The organism is Pantoea sp. ME81 (assembly GCF_903970985.1).
Classification (GTDB): Bacteria; Pseudomonadota; Gammaproteobacteria; order Enterobacterales; family Enterobacteriaceae; genus Pantoea; species Pantoea communis.
The window spans coordinates 1-17,733 of record NZ_CAJCKS010000057.1 but is presented as its reverse complement, the minus strand read 5'-3'; the positions used below and the strand labels follow the sequence as shown (position 1 = coordinate 17,733).

Sequence of the window (17,733 nt, the reverse complement as noted above, 5' to 3'; positions counted from 1 at the left end):
CGCGGACGAAACAGGCTAGCGGAAAAGCGCCAGCAGTTCGTCAACCTGAGTGCGACCACTTATGCTTCGGCTGATGGAACGCCGGGCTTTGACTACGTGTAAAACCGCATTCTGATACCACTCACGCGTGAGCAGCGTGTCGTGGTTGGAAATCAGCACCGGTATGCTGTTTTCATGTGCCAGCTTATTTGCCAGCTCGGCCAGATGCTGCTGCTCGCGCAGGCTAAAGCTATTGGTGTGGTACGCGGTAAAGTTCGCCGTCGCCGACAAGGGCGCATACGGCGGATCGCAATAAACCACTGAGCCAGCAGGGGCGTTGTTCAGAGTAACATCGTACGATTCACAGACAAAGGTCGCTTTTTGCGCCCGTTCGGCAAACCACAACAGCTCCGCTTCCGGGAAGTAAGGTTTGCGATAACGACCAAAAGGCACATTGAACTCACCGCGCAGATTGTAACGGCACAAACCGTTATAGCCATGCCGATTGAGATAGAGAAACAGTAATGCACGCTGATATTCATCTTTGCTGGCGTTAAAGGCCAGACGTTGCGCGTAATAGGTCTCTGCGATATTACCTTCAGGCGTGAACAGCTGCCGCGCGTCTTCAATAAACTCAACCGTGCGGTTTTTTACGATGTTATAGAGATTGATCAGGTCACCGTTGATGTCCGCCAGGTGATAGCGATCATAATCGGTGTTGAGGAACACGGAACCGGCACCCACAAAAGGTTCGACTAAACAGTCACCTTGTGGCAAATGACGACGGATATCGTCAAGCAGCGGGTATTTCCCTCCGGCCCATTTAAGGAAAGCGCGATTTTTCTTCATGCTGTCGTGGTTATTACATCTTAATTATGGGCTGTGGTGGAACCGACAGCAGCTTTGCGCTTTAAACGGGGCCGCATGATCGCAGCCCCACATCAATTACTGACTTTCTTTCTTCACCTGACTCAACGGTTTTACCCACGGATTTGCCGCACGAACTTCAGCAGGCAGTGATGCCACTGCGCGCTTGGCATCGGCTGGCGTAGCGTAAGCACCGCTGACCAACACATACCAGGGCTGACCGTTACGCGTGGTTTTATACACGTGATAACCGCTCAGATTTTGTTTCTTCGCCCAGGCATTCAGGCTCTCTTCTTTCGACGCACCGCTCAACTGCAGCGTGTAGCTGCCACCGGTTGGCAGTGACTTACTGGCACCGCTGCTGGCACTCACAGGTGCATTGTGTGCGGCGGTGGTATGTGTTTTATTCTCTTTTGCTCCGGCGACTGATTTCGACGTGGCCGGCGCTTTATGCGCGGTGTTGCTGTGCGTTTCACGTGAACCGTTGCTATTAGCACGCGCAGGTGTTTCAGAGCGCATCGCCGGAGGCGTTATCGCTTTACCGTTACCGCTCACCGTAGCAGGCGCAGTGGGCAGTGAACTGTTGCCTTGCGCACCCTGTGCGGCGTTATCAACCTGACCTTGCTGGTTGCTCAACGCACTGTTGAGATCGCCCGGCAGCGTCACACGTTGCTGATTGGCTGGCGTATCGACAGGCGCAGCCTGTGTCGGTGTTGAAGACACCGCTGGCATAGAAATCGAGTTGGAATCGCTGCTTGCTGGCGAGGATGATGCAGCTGACGTCTGTGGTGCGTTTCCTTCCGCTGAAGGCGTGGCGTTTTGCTGGCCGCTCATGGACGTCGAGCCGGAAAGGTCGATGTTCTTTTCACCGCCGGTTGCCGTCGGCGCCGCATTGCCATTATTAGCAGTGGTCGCTGGTTTCTTTTCATCTGGACCGGTCAATGCCGAACCGATGCCCAGTACTACCAACAGCAGAACCAGGATGCCGATCCCCATCATCATATGCTGACGAGAAACAGGTACCTTCACTTTCGGCGCAGAAGACGTTTTGCGTGGCCGCGTAGGACGGCGGTCACTGGCATCAGGTTTTAACTCGTCTTCCGGTTTGAACTCATCCATCTAGCCTCCTCCGTAAAACGGCACGCTTCCCACGCACCGCATCACCACTCTACCCGTCATACTCAAGCTGAAACGGCGTTGCTTGCACTTTATTATCCAGATGCTCACTCACATCAGCGCCTGGAATGTATGCAATGCTCACCTTGCTGCAGTTCGACTTACTTAGGATATCTTCAGTATTTTAGACAATCGTTAATCGCAGCCAGCACCATATCATGAGCCACACCTGCGCGCACTTCAGAGCGGCCAATTGCGAGAGGCAGCACCAAACGCATTTCACCCGCCAGCACTTTCTTATCGCGCATCATGTGCGGAAGATACGCTTCTGCTTTCATGCTTTCCGGGCCGTGCACCGGTAAACCGGCACGCAGAAATAGCGCGATAATACGATCGGTATCCGTCGACGTGAACTGACCCAGACGTTCGGCGGTACGGGCAGCCATGACCATTCCCGCCGCAATCGCTTCACCGTGTAACCAGTTGCCATAGCCCATGTGCGCTTCAATCGCATGACCAAAAGTATGGCCCAGATTGAGCAGTGCGCGTTGACCGTTTTCACGCTCATCGGCGGCAACCACTTCAGCTTTGAGTTCACAGCAGCGACGGATGCAGTAGGCCAGGGCTTGCTGATCCAATGCCAGCAGCGCATCAAGATTCTGCTCGAGCCACTGGAAGAATTCCCCGTCGAGGATAATGCCGTATTTGATCACTTCTGCCAGACCAGACGCCAATTCGCGCGCCGGCAGCGTAGCCAGGCAATCGGTATCGACCACCACTGAGGCTGGCTGGTAGAAGGCACCAATCATGTTTTTGCCCAGCGGATGGTTGACGGCTGTTTTACCGCCGACCGAAGAGTCGACCTGAGACAGCAGCGTTGTCGGTACCTGAATAAAGCGCACACCGCGTTGATAGCTCGCAGCAGCAAACCCAGTGAGATCACCAATCACACCGCCGCCGAGCGCAATTAACGTGGTATCACGTCCATGCGGTTTCTGCAGCAGCGCGGTGAAGACATCGTCCATCACAGCGAGCGTCTTGTACTTTTCACCATCAGGTAAAATCACCTGATCCACCTTCACGCCCGCCTGCGAAAGCAGTGCTGACAGCTTGTCGAGGTAGATCGGGGCAAGCGTCTCATTGGTCACCAGCATGGCGTTATCGCCTGCTTTTAGCGGCCAAAAAGAAGCCGGATCGTTAAACAGTCCGGCAGCGATGGTGATGGGGTAACTACGATCCCCGAGTGAGACAGTGATCTTCTCCATGATGACCGATACCTATTACTGAGCCGTCAGGGCGCTGGATTAATTTTTTTCCAGCATGTTGATGATCTGATTGGCGACAACTTTTGCACTTTGATCGTCAGTGCGAATAGTGACGTCAGCGATCTCTTCATAAAGTGGATTACGTTCGCCAGCTAAAGCTTCCAGTACTTCGCGCGGTGGCTCTTCAACCTGTAACAACGGACGTTTTTTATCACGCTGTGTACGAGCAAGTTGCTTCTCGATAGTCGTTTCAAGATAAACGACCACGCCGCGGGCGGAGAGACGATTGCGGGTTTCACGGGATTTGACAGAACCACCACCGGTCGCCAGGACAATGCCTTGTTTCTCGGTGAGTTCATTAATGATCTTCTCTTCGCGATCGCGGAAACCGTCTTCGCCTTCCACATCAAATACCCAGCCTACATCCGCTCCGGTACGTCGCTCAATTTCCTGATCGGAATCGAAAAATTCCATATTGAGTTGCTGAGCTAACTGACGACCAATAGTGCTTTTGCCGGCACCCATCGGCCCAACCAGAAAGATATTGCGTTTCTCTGCCATTTTATCGGTATTACTAAGAATTCGTTGATGATACCCCGCGTTCAGCATAGTGCTGGCGGGACAGGAACTGAGACCTCATGAGCATTAACAAGAGTCAGACGGAAAATTATCTCAACACTCATGGCCGTTTGGCAACCGAATAAATTGCCCCCGGCGACCTTGTAACAGGACCGGTCTGTGGTTCGCGAGACGGTAACGCCCCTCCTGTTTTCCTTCACACTTCAAGCAGCATGCGCGTTGGCTGTGTCTTTTCATCCCTGAAACTTACAGAAATAAGCTTAGAAATGAACGCTTTCACCACCGCGCTTTAACTCAATTTATTTAAGGAAAATATATTCTGACGCCAGTATCGCTTGTGACTGACGCCCATCGGAAGGTTATCCTGCCGCGTTCCGCTACACCGTTTTAAAAATCGCTAAACCTTGTAAGCTAATTCCTGCCCTGCGTCAACGCAGATGGCAAATCAGAGTGAATTTTCCGCTTTATCCGGCTGTAAGCGCTGCTTCCCTGACCAGTCTGGGGGTAATGAAGATCACCAACTCCTTCTTTTTATGTTCTTTGGTTTGCTGACGGAACAGCGTTCCCAATAAGGGCAACTCACCCAACCAAGGTACCCGCTGTTCGGTCTGCATGCGCTGTTGTTGAAAAATTCCGCCCAGCGCCAACGTTTCGCCATCACGCAGCGTCACCTGGGTTTCAATTTCCTGCTTATCAATACTCAGCACGCTGCTTTCACCCACGTTCAGGCTGCGCCCCGGCATGTTCTGGCTTAAGCGCAGTTTTAACTGAATCCGTCCATTCCCCAGCACCATGGGCGTCACTTCCATCCCTAACACTGCCTCTTTAAATTCAATCGCCGTTGCACCACTGCTGCCCGACTTCACCTCGTAAGGAATTTCGGTTCCCTGTTTAATGGAAGCGGTTTGCTGATGAGAGGTAAAAAGCCGCGGACTGGCGATGATTTCAATTTGGTTCTCCTGCTCAAGCGCGCTGAGTTCCAGATTTAGCAATCCGCCACTGACCTGCCCCAGCGTAACGCCTGCACGCAAAGCAGGATTATTCACCGCCAATGGGATCGCCAGTTGTGGATGATGCAATGCCGTCGTCACACTTTGAACAGGCGCGGTGTGCCAGTTCACCCCCAGCTCACGCAGATGTTCTTCATTGATGGTGATGATGTGGGCAGACAACTCGACCTGTTCGAGTGGCATATCCAGTGCACGCAACCAACGCGTGGCGTCACGGATCGCGGCGGCGGTGTCACGCAGCAACAAGCTGTTGGTACGGCTATCGACCGTGACACTGCCGCGTGAAGTGAGGAGTGAACGCTCCGCTTGCAGACTACGATAGACATCGCTGGCATTGGCGTAATGCAGCGTGACGGACTGCTGTTCGAGAGGAAGTTGCTGTTGCCGCTCCTCATGTTCTGTTTTCGCCTGTTGTGTCTGCATCTGTTGCCAGCTTTCGGGATAAACCAGCAGCACGCCCTCTTCCTGCACTACGGTGAGTTTTGCCAGCCGGGTCACCAGCGCCAGTGCGCGTTCCCATCCTACATTTTCCAGGCGCAGTGATAAGCGCCCTTCAACGCCAGGTGCAATCAGCAGGTTGGTTTGTTGATAATCTGCCAGCGCCTGCAAAATACGTTCAACGGGGGCATCATCAAACACCAGGCTTAAGCGTTCTTCATTTGCCTGCAGGGGCAGGCTCAAACTCAGGCACAACAGCAGGGCCATCCATTTCATAATATCCTCCTTTTATAGACCAGGTGATTTGCTGCGGCGGGCAGCTTTGCGCGACATGCAAGGTCATGCTATTCGCGGTTAATGCTGCCACCTGCCAGCTTGAGCGCGGTAACCGAGCCGAAGGGCCAAGCCGATGATTTTTTCCTTCTGGTGAGCGTAGCCAGGCAACATAGCGCGTGGGAGTACCGATAATGCCCTGCAACCGCCAGCCATCAGGTTCAGCTACCTGCATCTGACATTGCACCTCGGGCAGCGGCTGAAAGGGATCGCGTGCCAGCGTAAAGCCACTCCACAGCACTAACAGCCATGCACTATGGCGCATCTCCATCCTCCAGCCACAGCTGTGTGTTCAGCGCTCCCTGCTCTTCTTTGAGTTCAAAGCGCTGCGGCACAGGCAGGCGAGTCAATGACAGCGCTGAAAACAGCGGAACAAATTGCGCCCAGCCGAGCCGCAGCTGTAACTGCTGCGGCTGATTATCCGGCAGCCAGCTTTCCAGTTGATCGCCGCGCGCGGTGATCAAAGCTTCGAGCGTAACTTGCTCAGTAATGCCACTCATGGGTTGCTGTAACCGTGCGATTTCCTGTTCCAGCACGTTGATGGCAGGTCGTGCAGCCAATAGCTGCTGACGCTGCATCACCTGTTGTGACAACACCGCCTGCTGGCGTAATTGGGCAGCATGAACCTGTTGCTGCGGGCGAAGCAAAATCCACCACGCCATAAGCATCAGCAGCAGAGACATGCCTAACAGACAGGCAATCCGCCACATCAGGGCTAAAGCGAGCCAGCGCTGCAATGCATCATTCACCAATGTTCTCCTGCATCCGCGCGCGCAAGACAAATCGATAGTGCCCAGCGGTTTGGCGCTGCACGCTGGCCGGTTTAACCGCGGCAAACAGCGGCTGCCGCATCAATTGATGACGAAAATCCTGGATCGCCATCATGCTCTGCGCCTGCCCCTCGAACAGCAAGACGCCCTGGCGCCGCTCCACCCGTTTGAGCCAAAGCGTGTCCTGCATCAACATTGGCAAGCGCAGCCAGAACTGTTGCCAGCGCTGATGCTCATCCTTTTTACGCTGCCGTATCCGCTGCGCCTCTAATAGCTCATCGCGTTGCTGCAGCAGCAGTTGCTGTCGCGTCAACTGGCGTTGCAACGCTTCATGCTGTTGGCTGATATCCGCCAACGTCCTGTGCATCTGGCCCTGTGTCTGGCTTCCGCGCCACCATAACGACAGCACCATCATTACAGTCGTCAGCAGGACGCATCCCAGCAGGGAAAAGCTTTGCTGGCGGCGGCGCTGCTGCAACCGGACGCGCCAGGGTAATAAATTGACGGCCAGCATCATGCATCCTCCGGGCGCAGCGCCAGACCGAGCGCGATGGCAAACTCACCTTCCTGCGCGGGCAGTGGCGGTTGTCGATAGTGCAGTAATGAAAGCGGTCGGCAGTGCATCACGCTGGATTCAGTCAAGCTGAAGGCCGAGGTGCAAAAGATGGAGGATGCCTGAGGGAAGGTTTCACGCAGTTTCGCCAGCGTTAGAGGCTCTGTGGCCGCGCCTGATGTGCCCGGCTCACCGGCTAACGTCCATAGCCAGTGATCGCTAAGCGGATGGATTAAAAGTTGGTCACGATGCAGCGGCATGCGCATGGCGATTTGGGTCAACGCCAGGCTGCTCAGTTCAAAGACATCGGGTCGCAGGCCAGCCTCCTTTAACGGCGCCAGCCACTGCGCAATCACTTCACGCCGAGCCGCCGTAATGCACAGCTGCGTTGCATTGCGTGCCGAGCGGTAGTCAATCGACAGCGTGGCGGGTTCAACCGGAAACAAGCGTGGTGCCGAGGATGCCACATAACGGCTCATTGCCGGCTCACTGAGCGAGGTTTCTGGTAGCGGCAATGTTCGCTGCAACACCAGTTGCGGAGGCAAGCCAACTCGCAGTGAATAGCGTTTCGGCAGATGGCGCTGCCAGCGCGTCAACATCTCCTGTAACAGTGGGGTAGTTTGCAACACGCCGTTGCGTAACGTATCGTGCGGCAGCGGTTGCTGCCACCAATGGCGTAACTGCCAGCCATGACGTCGGCGTTCAATGCCCAGGGCGCAGAGTTGCCCGTTTTGGATGTCCAATCCAATTTGCCAGCGCTGAAAAGCCATATGCGCGATCTCCTTATCTTTTAAGGTAAAAAAAGAGAGACCCTCAATCATTCGAGTGGCGGCAAGGCGGAAAACGAGCTATTACTCAGGCGCTTACCGAAGTCAGCGTCTAAGGTGAGCTCGCGCAGCCGACGCAGCCACAGCTCGAAGTATGACGGGTATATCAAAGCGTCAGGCTTGCCTTTATACTACCGCGCGATTGTTTATAAACTGCCCAAACGACAACAGATGGGAATTCTCAGGTGAAGTTCGTAAAGTATTTATTGATTCTTACAGTGTGTTGCATTCTGCTGGGAGCAGGCACGGTTTATGGTTTGTACAAATACATAGAGCCGCAGCTGCCTGATGTGAACACGCTGAAAGACGTGCGTTTGCAAACCCCAATGCAGGTTTACAGCGCGGATGGCGAACTGATCGCCCAGTACGGTGAGAAGCGCCGCGTGCCGCTCACCTTGCAACAGATGCCGCCTGAGCTGATCAAAGCGTTCATTGCAACCGAAGACAGCCGTTTCTATGAGCACCATGGTGTCGACCCGGTGGGCATTTTCCGTGCTGCCAGCGTCGCGCTGGTGTCCGGCCATGCTTCGCAGGGTGCCAGTACCATTACGCAACAGCTGGCGCGTAACTTCTTCCTTAGCCCTGAACGCACGCTGATGCGTAAGATCAAGGAAGCGTTCCTGGCGATTCGCATTGAACAACTGCTGAGCAAGGATGAAATCCTCGAGCTCTACCTCAACAAAATTTATCTGGGTTACCGCGCCTATGGTGTCGGAGCGGCTGCACAGGTCTATTTCGGTAAGCCGGTTGATCAGCTTTCACTGAGTGAGATGGCGATGATTGCCGGTCTGCCGAAAGCACCGTCAACCTTTAACCCGCTTTACTCTCATGCGCGCGCGCTGGCGCGTCGTAATGTGGTACTGGCGCGTATGCTTGACCAGAATTACATCACGCAGCAGCAATATGATACCGCGCGCAACACGCCGCTGGTCGCAACCTATCATGGTCCCGAAATTGCCTTCTCCGCACCTTATCTGAGCGAAATGGTGCGCCAGGAGATGGTGAAACGCTACGGTGACGCCGCCTACGATGATGGCTACAAGGTTTACACCACCGTCACGCGCCATCTGCAGGAGGCCGCACAGCAAGCGGTGCGCAATAACGTGATGGCGTATGACATGCGTCATGGTTATCGCGGCCCGACTAACGTGCTGTGGAAAGTGGGCGAAGCAAGCTGGGATAAGAGCCGCATTCAAAACGCGCTGAAAGATCTGCCGACCTACGGTCCACTGAATGCTGCCGTGGTGACCACTGCCACGGCCGATGAAGCCACCGCGATGATGAAAGACGGCAGCAGCGTCTCTCTGAGTATGGCGGGCGTTCGCTGGGCGCGTCCTTACAAATCCGACACGCTACAAGGCCCGACGCCCCGCAGCGTGACGCAGGTACTGCAGGCAGGCCAGCAGATTTGGGTGCGTAAAGTCGATAACGACTGGTGGTTAGGTCAGGTGCCGCTGGTCAACTCGGCCCTCGTCTCGCTCAATCCAGAAGACGGTGCGGTACGCGCGCTGGTCGGTGGTTTCGACTTCAACCAGAGTATGTTCAACCGTGCGACACAGGCACTGCGTCAGGTCGGTTCAAACATCAAACCGTTCTTGTATACCGCCGCGATGGACCGTGGACTGACGCTGGCTTCCATTCTGAACGATGTGCCTATTTCACGTTGGGATGCGGGTGCCGGAGCCGACTGGCGCCCCAAAAACTCACCGCCGACCTATGCGGGGCCTATCCGCTTGCGTCAGGGCCTGGGTGAGTCGAAAAACGTGGTGATGGTACGTGCGATGCGTGCGATGGGTGTGGATTACGCCGCAGAGTATCTGCAGCGCTTCGGCTTCCCAGCACAGAACATCATCCATACCGAATCGCTGGCACTGGGTGCGGCTTCGTTTACCCCAATGCAGGTGGTGCGCGGTTATGCCGTGATGGCTAACGGCGGCTTCCTTGTCGATCCTTACTTCATTACCAAAATTGAGAATGAACAAGGCGGCGTGGTGTTCGAAGAGAAACCGAAGATTGCCTGCCCACAGTGCAATCTGCCGGTGATCTACGGTGATACCAAAAAATCGCTGGCGTTGAGCGAAGAGAGCGTGGAAAACGTCGCGACCTCCGATCAATCGCAGAATCAGGCGGTGCCGCAGCCGGAGCTGGAGCAAGTGCCTGCTCAGCCGCAACCCGCAGGTGACCAGCAATACGCACCGCATGTGATTAATACACCGCTGTCGTTCCTGATCAAAAGCGCACTGAACTCCAATGTGTTCGGTGAGCCAGGCTGGATGGGGACAGGCTGGCGTGCGGGTCGTGACCTGAAGCGTAACGATATCGGCGGAAAAACCGGTACCACCAACAGTTCAAAGGATGCGTGGTTCTCTGGTTACGGCCCTGGTGTCGTGACCTCAGTGTGGATTGGTTTCGATGATTCACGCGCGCTGGGCCGCTCGACCATGTCAGGCGCGATTCCTGACCAGATTTCTGGCTATGAAGGCGGCGCGAAGAGTGCTCAGCCTGCCTGGGATGAGTACATGAAATCTGCGCTGGATGGCGTGCCTGTACAGCCGCTGACACCGCCAGATGGCGTTGTCACTGTGACGATCGATCGCGGCACGGGCAAGCTGGCCAACGGTGGCGGCAATACCCGTCAGGAGTACTTCATCAATGGCACTCAGCCAACGGAGTATTCAGTGCATGATGTGGGCACCACACTCATGGACAACGGCCAAAGCCACGAACTGTTCTGATCAAAAAAGCCGGCGTATTCGCCGGCTTTTTTATTGCGTATTTGTCGTATTCAGTAGGTCAATCGACCCTGCTTCACCAGCCACTCACGCACCAGGAACAGCGCACTGACATTCCGGGCTTCACGGAAATCGGGCTCTTCCAGCAACGCCAGCAGGTTATTGAGCGGCCAGCGGTGTACAATCAGTGGTTCAGGTTCATCCCCTTCCAGCTTCTCTTCATAAAGCACTTCTGCCACCACAATGTTCATTTTGCTGGAGAAGTAGGACGGAGCCATAGTGAGTTTACCCAGCGCTTCGAGTTTTCGGGCACCAAAGCCGGCTTCTTCTTTTAACTCACGGTCTGCGGCTTCAAACACGCTTTCGCCTGGGTCAATTAACCCCTTAGGAAAACCCAACTCATAGCTTTCCAGCCCCACGGCATATTCCTGAATCAGGATCACATCATCACCCAGAATCGGCACAATCATCACCGCTTCCCGGTTGGAAGGCTTCATACGCTCATAGACACGGCGTGCACCGTTACTGAAAGCGAGATCAACCGCTTCAATAGTAAACAAGCGGGAGCGGGCCACCGCTTCCACGTTGAGGATGTCAGGTTTTTTCATTGGAGTTTTCATATCAGCCTCAAACTTAGCACAGCCTTGTGAATCGCGATGACGCCAGCATACCGAAGCCCGCAGCAATGTGCGACACGCAGCGCAGGGAAAGCATCGTGACACACATTTGCTTACGCCTGCTAACAACTTATTGTTATCTATACACTTAAATTTTCACAATAAGTCAATGGGGTTTTGTTAAATTCAGAAAATACCGATATTTAATTGAGTGTCCTGTGGTTAACATCCCATTAAGGAATAATCTAATAAATTATAATTCAATGATTTTGCGCGTTATTTTATCTGAGTTTTTTCTTGTAAGAATGACTTCTGCTCGCCAAAATTGACTGGTAATAATGGTTCCATCGGGAGCACATCGTAAACGTGAAGGCAGTTTTTTGGCTGGATTGAGCAAAGCATGAGCACTTTTATCATCATTCTGGCTGTCATGCTGGCCTGCTCTCTGATAGCAGGAATAGGTTATTGGTACGCTATGCGGCATCGTCCGCCGTTGGCGAAACCGCTGCCGTTTATAAGTCCCCCTTGCCGCAAACTCACTGATGAAGAACGTCACGCCGTTGAAGCGTACATTGCGTCCCTGGCGAAACAGCAAAAACAGAGTGCTGCCCGCTCCTCAAAGAAGTCGCGTGAGACCGAATCCCTGACGCTCACGGCGCAGAGCAACAATGTTTATCCCGTCACACGTTCCATCACTCGCTATGGCCTCTCAACGGATGATGCGCATCAATGGCGCTACTACCTCGATGAAGTGGAAGTACATCTGCCACCGCTGTGGGAGCAGTACATTGCGGAAGAAAATTATGTTGAGCTGATCCGCACTCAAACGCTGCCGCTGGTGATCTCACTCAACGGTCACTCGTTAGTAAACTATGCCGTAGAACAACCCGCCTTGCCGCCGCTGGTGCGCTCAATGTCGACCAACGCCTCTATTCGTAAAGAGGAGAGCGAAAATGTCGAGTTGCTGCAAGTGCGTAAAGAATCGCCGGAAGAGTACCGTCTATCGCGGCCGGATGGCACGCGCGAGGCCATTGTTATCTGCTTTGCCTTCCTGCTGTTCTTCCTCAGCCTGGTGCTGCCCGGAAGCCTGATGCTGTGGATTGCCCTGTCAGCCTGCGTAATGATTGCGGTTAGCTTGTGGTTCCTTTACCGCTTCCCGGGTGAAAAAGGGCTGCGCGATGTGCACTGCTTGCGCGGAGCACCGAAACGTTGGGGCCTATTTGGTGAATCTAATCAGGAGCAGAGCAATATCTCGCTGGGCATTATCGATTTAATTTATCCCGCCCACTGGCAACCCTATGTGGCGCACGATTTGGGCCAGGTGACGGATGTCGACATCTATCTGAATCGGCAAGTGGTGCGCCAGGGGCGTTTCCTCTCCCTGCACGATGAGGTTCGCAACTTCCCGGTTCAGCGCTGGCGCAAAAATCTGGTGCTGGCATGTGGTTCGCTGGTGGTGCTGGTGATGCTGTTTACCTGGATTCCGCTCAGTATGCCAATCAAGCTCAGCCTCGCATGGGTAAAAGGCACCGAAAGCATTGAAGTGATTAGCGTGGATAAACTCAACGCCCTGCCGCTGCACATCGGTGACAACCTGAAGGTGAGCGGAACCGGCATGTGTTCCGTACCGGGCAACTATCAAAGCAATCGCAGCTATGCGTATATGCCGTTCGATTGCTCAGCCATTTACTGGAATAACGCAGCACCTCTGCCGCAGCCGCAGTCGGATATCATCGATAAAGCTGCCGCTCTGCTTGATACCACCACACGTCAGCTGCATCCGGAAACCAACACCGATCCGAAACTCAATCCACAGCTCGCCTCCGCGATTCAGAAATCGGGCATGATTCTGCTGGATGATTTCTCTGATTTAGTGCTGAAAACACAGGATCTGTGCAGCCAGCAGCAGGATTGCGTCCGGCTGAAAAATGCCCTGGTGAATCTGGGCAATGCTAAGGATTGGGATTCACTGATCCACCGCGCAGATTCCGGCAAGCTTAACGGCATGAACGTGCTGTTACGCCCGGTCAGTGCGGAAGCGCTGGAGAACCTGGTGAATACCGCGACCTCGACCTTCTTCTCGCGTGAAACCCGTCGTGCAGCAGAAAATCTGAATAGCCCACCACCGGGCGGCTTCCTGATAGTGAGTGATGAGGGTCGTCAGATGGTGAATCAGCCACAGCCTTCCGTGTCGCTGTTTGATCTTGATGCACCATCGCAATGGCGCGAATTACAACGCATGTCCGGCATGCTGTTGCACACGCCGTTTGCTGCCAACGGCATCATTACCAGCATCACCACTGACGCTAACGGCACACGCCACATTGCGTTGCACAATGAACCGGATGCGATGGCGCAATGGCGATACCTCGGTACTGCATTATTGATGCTGGTGCTGATCCTCTGCGGCGTCACCAATGGGCTACTGGCCCTGCGACGTGTGCATCGTAATCGCCTGCGCATGGTGGAAATTCAGCAGTATTACGACAAGTGCTTCAATCACAATCTGAGCACTATGCAGAGCGTGCGCTCACTGTTCTGAGCCCTTCCCTTCTGTGCTACCCTGTCGCCCTATTTTTAGGGCGAGAGAGTATGACGATGACGCTAAACTGGTCCGGGATTGATACCGTGCTGCTGGATATGGATGGCACGCTGCTCGATCTCGCCTTTGACCGCCATTTCTGGTTGGAACACGTTCCGGAAACCCTGAGCCGCGAGCGTGATATCACGCTGGCCGAGGCACATCAGCTGATTCAGCAAAAATATCAAGCCGTGGTGCATACGCTAAACTGGTATTGTCTTGATTACTGGTCGCAAGAACTGGCATTAGATATCCGCGCCATGACATGGGAAAAACGTCACCGTGCCGCCATGCGCGAGGATACGTTGCCGCTACTCCAGGCACTACGTGCTGCGGGTAAACGCACCATTTTGCTGACCAATGCGCATCCGTACAACCTCGAGGTAAAGCTGGAGCAAACCGGTTTGGCTCCCCACCTTGATTTATTACTTTCTACCCATACCTTTGGGTATCCGAAAGAGGATCCACGTCTCTGGCAGGCCGTTCAGCAGCAAACTGCATTCGATAGCGAGCGCACGCTGTTTATTGATGACAGCGAAGCGATCCTCGATGCGGCGGCACGCTGGGGCATTCGCTGGTGTTTAGGCGTCAGCAATCCGGATTCCGGTCGGCCCGATCAATCTTTCCAGCGTCATGCTGCAGTGCGAGACTATCGCCAGTTGTGTGAAACGCTGCGTTAAAGCAGGAGCCGCAATGAAAGAAAAAACCAGCGAAGGTGTCCGCCTCGATAAATGGCTGTGGGCTGCACGTTTTTATAAAACGCGCGCGCTGGCTCGCGAAATGATCGATGGCGGTAAAGTGCATTACAACGGCCAGCGCAGCAAACCGAGTAAAATTGTGGAACTACAGGCTGAGCTAACGCTGCGCCAGGGCAACGATGAACGAACGGTGGTGATCACCGCCATTGGCGATCAACGCCGCCCAGCCACTGAAGCGCAAGGGATGTATGCGGAGACCGCCGCCAGCATTGAGAAGCGTGAAAAAACGGCACTGGCGCGCAAAATGAATGCCCTGACCATGCCGCACCCCGATCGCCGCCCGGATAAAAAAGAGCGCCGCGATCTGATGAAATTTAAATTGTCGGGCGATGAATAACCGTCGCCCCAACGAGAGAAACACTATGTCTGTTCAAGATCAACTGCACCGTTACCTGTTCGAAAATGTCGCCGTTCGCGGCGAGCTGGTCAACGTATCCGAAACCTGGCGTGAGATTGTCAAAAACCACGACTACGCCGAACCGGTGAAAAACCTGCTGGGTGAATTGCTGGTCGCGACCAGCTTGTTGACCGCAACGCTGAAATTCGATGGCGACATCACCGTTCAGTTACAGGGCGATGGTCCACTGACATTGGCGGTGATCAATGGCAACAACAAGCAGGAATTACGTGGTGTTGCACGCGTGAAGGAAGATGCCGATATTACACCGGGTAGCAGCCTAAAAGAGATGGTGGGCAACGGTTATCTGGTCATCACCATTTCACCAGAAAAAGGTGAGCGTTATCAGGGTGTCGTCGGTCTGGAAGCCGATACGCTGGCTGGCTGCCTGGAAGATTACTTCATGCGTTCTGAGCAGTTGCCAACTCGCTTGTTTATTCGCACCAGCGACAAAGGCGCCGCCGGTATTCTGCTGCAGGTGCTGCCTGCGCAAGAGCCGAGCCAGGATGATTTCAATCATCTGGCGACCCTGACCGAAACCGTGAAGAGCGAAGAGCTGATTGAGCTGCCCGCGACGGATGTGCTGTGGCGCCTGTATCATCAGGAAGAGGCCACGGTGTTTGATCCGACCCCAGTCAGTTTCAAATGCACCTGTTCACGCGAACGCTGTGGCGAAGTACTGAATACGCTGCCGGTTGAAGAAGTGGATGAAATCCTCAAAGAGGATGGCAAGATCGATATGCACTGCGACTATTGCGGTTCGCATTATGTTTACGATGCCGTAGACATCGCCGCGATTCGCAACGCACCTACAAATAACAGCGATCAATTGCACTAATCCCCCTACGGGCGGCAGCGCCGCCCGCACTTCTGTCAGGAATTAACCCATCAACTTCCGCCTAATTTAACTAAATTACACTGACTTTAGTTTCTTAACTGGCAGAATTCACTGCTTGTCACGTTCCAGCTCGCATTTTTAACTCTCATCACTTTTACACCCTGCTCAGACGTGTACACTGCGCGCGATCTGCCCCGTCCAGCTATGCACGACAGGACGCAGACCCCCTCATAAAAATGCTATGAAGCATCGATTTAAGGAGCAGCCACATGCGCGTTCACGGCCTGACATCGCAAGACCTTGCCGCTTTGGGCATTAGCGGCACCACAGAAGTGGTGTACAACCCTGACTTTGATACGCTGTTTCAGGAAGAAACTCGCCCGGAATTGGAAGGTTATGCGCGCGGCACCCAGACGCAAAGCGGCGCCATTGCCGTGGATACCGGCATCTTTACCGGACGTTCGCCAAAAGATAAGTACATCGTGCGCGATGACACCACGCGTGACACTTTGTGGTGGAATGATGTCGGCAACGGTAAAAATGACAACCAGCCGCTGTCGCAGGAAACCTGGCAGGCGCTGAAAGATCGCTGCACCGCACAACTCTCTCGCAAACGTCTGTTTGTCATCGACGCTTTCTGCGGTGCGAATCCCGACACCCGCCTGAGTGTGCGTTTTGTGATGGAAGTCGCCTGGCAGGCGCATTTCGTCAAAAATATGTTTATCCGCCCTGATGAAGCCGAGCTGGCCTCCTTTAAGCCGGATTTCGTGGTGATGAACGCCGCGCAATGCACCAACCCGGACTGGCAGGCTCAGGGATTATACTCTGAGAACTTTGTCGCCTTTAACCTCACCGAACGCATGCAGCTGATTGGCGGCACCTGGTACGGCGGCGAGATGAAGAAAGGCCTGTTCGCCATCATGAACTACCTGCTGCCGCTGAAAGGCATCGCGTCAATGCACTGCTCGGCGAACGTGGGTAAAGCGGGTGACGTCGCGGTGTTCTTCGGCCTTTCTGGCACTGGCAAAACCACGCTGTCCACCGATCCCGATCGTCAGCTGATTGGCGATGACGAACACGGTTGGGATGATGATGGCGTGTTTAACTTCGAAGGTGGCTGCTACGCCAAAACCATCAATCTGTCGGAGAAAGCCGAGCCGGAAATCTATCGCGCCATCCGCCGCGATGCGCTGCTGGAGAACGTGGTGGTGCGGGCGGATGGTAGCGTTGATTATGCCGATGCCAGCAAAACGGAGAACACGCGAGTTTCCTATCCGATTGAGCACATTGAAAACATCGTGCAGCCGGTCTCCAAAGCGGGCCATGCGCAACGCGTTATTTTCCTGACCGCTGATGCCTTTGGTGTGCTACCGCCGGTTTCACGCCTGACACCGGAACAAACCCAGTATCACTTCCTGTCGGGTTTTACCGCCAAACTGGCCGGCACCGAGCGTGGTGTCACCCAGCCAACGCCAACTTTCTCAGCCTGTTTTGGCGCGGCCTTCCTGACGTTGCATCCAACCCAATATTCGGATGTACTGGTGAAGCGTATGGAAGCAGCGGGTGCAAAAGCGTATCTGGTGAATACCGGTTGGAATGGCAGCGGTAAACGTATTTCACTGAAAGATACCCGCGCCATCATCAATGCGATTCTGGCGGGTGAGCTGGACGACGTAGCGATGGAAACACTACCGGTATTTAACCTGCAGATGCCTGCGACCCTGGAAAAAGTCGATGATGCGATTCTGGATCCACGTCGCAGCTGGCCGGATGAAGCCGCGTGGCATGAGGCCGCGCAGGGTCTGGCGCAGCGTTTTGTCACCAACTTTGAGAAGTATACCGATAACGATGCCGGCACAGCGCTGGTTCAGGCTGGCCCGCAGTTGTGAAGTGAATGAGCCGCCAAATGGCGGCTCATTGATACTCAGTCTTAAGCGGCGTGATTTTTACGCCCATGCTAACAACTGGGGTGCTGAGGGCTACGCAGCCAGTCGCGGATGCCTGCAGGCGAGGCGTGTCGGGAAAGAGTGCACGACCCGGGCGTCATGTGTGTGCGAGCTCGTGGCGTTGTGA

General features: G+C 54.4%; 16 protein-coding genes. 6 read left to right on the top strand and 10 right to left on the bottom strand.

All coding sequences use genetic code 11. From position 1 onward, the window contains the following. Positions 1-15: 15 nt before the first annotated feature. The 9 genes from dam to pilM form a co-directional block, all read right to left on the bottom strand. Complete coding sequence (gene dam / locus H7A81_RS12585) at positions 16-828, bottom strand: adenine-specific DNA-methyltransferase (protein WP_034819614.1); 813 nt, start codon at positions 826-828, stop codon at positions 16-18. A gap of 96 nt (positions 829-924) precedes the next feature. After that, entirely contained in the window at positions 925-1,965 is a 1,041-nt protein-coding gene (locus tag H7A81_RS12580; RefSeq protein ID WP_182057670.1) for an SPOR domain-containing protein, read from the bottom strand. A 173-nt stretch (positions 1,966-2,138) separates the two neighbouring features. After that, positions 2,139-3,227 (bottom strand): 3-dehydroquinate synthase, encoded by a 1,089-nt coding sequence (aroB, locus tag H7A81_RS12575; RefSeq protein ID WP_182057669.1) that lies wholly within the window; start codon positions 3,225-3,227, stop codon positions 2,139-2,141. Positions 3,228-3,266: 39 nt separating this feature from the next. After that, the gene (aroK, locus tag H7A81_RS12570; protein ID WP_034820046.1) at positions 3,267-3,788 is read right to left on the bottom strand and encodes a shikimate kinase AroK; all 522 of its coding nucleotides are present in this window, start codon (positions 3,786-3,788) and stop codon (positions 3,267-3,269) included. Between the two features lie 482 nt (positions 3,789-4,270). Continuing rightward, entirely contained in the window at positions 4,271-5,530 is a 1,260-nt protein-coding gene (gene hofQ / locus H7A81_RS12565) for a DNA uptake porin HofQ (RefSeq protein ID WP_166936248.1), read from the bottom strand. Further along, positions 5,472-5,852, bottom strand: a complete 381-nt coding sequence (locus tag H7A81_RS12560) for a HofP DNA utilization family protein (RefSeq protein ID WP_182057668.1) — start codon at positions 5,850-5,852, stop codon at positions 5,472-5,474. Before H7A81_RS12560 ends, hofQ begins: the two co-directional genes overlap by 59 nt. After that, positions 5,842-6,336: a hypothetical protein gene (locus tag H7A81_RS12555; protein WP_182057667.1), complete on the bottom strand. Its 495-nt coding sequence runs from the start codon at positions 6,334-6,336 to the stop codon at positions 5,842-5,844. Before H7A81_RS12555 ends, H7A81_RS12560 begins: the two co-directional genes overlap by 11 nt. After that, complete coding sequence (locus H7A81_RS12550; RefSeq protein ID WP_255478957.1) at positions 6,329-6,874, bottom strand: PilN domain-containing protein; 546 nt, start codon at positions 6,872-6,874, stop codon at positions 6,329-6,331. Before H7A81_RS12550 ends, H7A81_RS12555 begins: the two co-directional genes overlap by 8 nt. Beyond that, positions 6,871-7,680 (bottom strand): pilus assembly protein PilM, encoded by an 810-nt coding sequence (gene pilM, locus H7A81_RS12545; RefSeq protein ID WP_182057666.1) that lies wholly within the window; start codon positions 7,678-7,680, stop codon positions 6,871-6,873. Before pilM ends, H7A81_RS12550 begins: the two co-directional genes overlap by 4 nt. A 242-nt stretch (positions 7,681-7,922) precedes the next feature. Between pilM and mrcA the strand changes: the two genes are divergently transcribed. Continuing rightward, the gene (gene mrcA / locus H7A81_RS12540; RefSeq protein ID WP_182057665.1) at positions 7,923-10,472 is read left to right on the top strand and encodes a peptidoglycan glycosyltransferase/peptidoglycan DD-transpeptidase MrcA; all 2,550 of its coding nucleotides are present in this window, start codon (positions 7,923-7,925) and stop codon (positions 10,470-10,472) included. Positions 10,473-10,522: 50 nt separating this feature from the next. Here the strand turns inward: mrcA and nudE are convergent, their stop codons facing one another. Beyond that, complete coding sequence (gene nudE / locus H7A81_RS12535) at positions 10,523-11,089, bottom strand: ADP compounds hydrolase NudE (RefSeq protein WP_034819632.1); 567 nt, start codon at positions 11,087-11,089, stop codon at positions 10,523-10,525. A 397-nt stretch (positions 11,090-11,486) separates the two neighbouring features. Between nudE and H7A81_RS12530 the strand changes: the two genes are divergently transcribed. The 5 genes from H7A81_RS12530 (at position 11,487) to pckA (ending at position 17,549) form a co-directional block, all read left to right on the top strand. Further along, a complete protein-coding gene (locus tag H7A81_RS12530; RefSeq protein WP_182057664.1) occupies positions 11,487-13,628 on the top strand; it encodes an intracellular growth attenuator family protein in 2,142 nt (713 codons plus the stop codon). 50 nt (positions 13,629-13,678) lie between these two features. Further along, positions 13,679-14,347 carry a GMP/IMP nucleotidase gene (gene yrfG, locus H7A81_RS12525; protein WP_038644273.1) on the top strand — a complete coding sequence of 223 codons (669 nt, stop codon included), beginning with the start codon at positions 13,679-13,681 and terminating at the stop codon, positions 14,345-14,347. A gap of 13 nt (positions 14,348-14,360) precedes the next feature. Then, positions 14,361-14,762, top strand: a complete 402-nt coding sequence (gene hslR / locus H7A81_RS12520; protein ID WP_058960582.1) for a ribosome-associated heat shock protein Hsp15 — start codon at positions 14,361-14,363, stop codon at positions 14,760-14,762. 25 nt (positions 14,763-14,787) lie between these two features. Further along, on the top strand, positions 14,788-15,660 hold the full coding sequence (gene hslO, locus H7A81_RS12515; protein ID WP_182057663.1) for an Hsp33 family molecular chaperone HslO: 873 nt from the start codon (positions 14,788-14,790) through the stop codon (positions 15,658-15,660). A 269-nt stretch (positions 15,661-15,929) separates the two neighbouring features. Continuing rightward, entirely contained in the window at positions 15,930-17,549 is a 1,620-nt protein-coding gene (gene pckA / locus H7A81_RS12510) for a phosphoenolpyruvate carboxykinase (ATP) (RefSeq protein ID WP_182057662.1), read from the top strand. Positions 17,550-17,733: the final 184 nt, after the last annotated feature.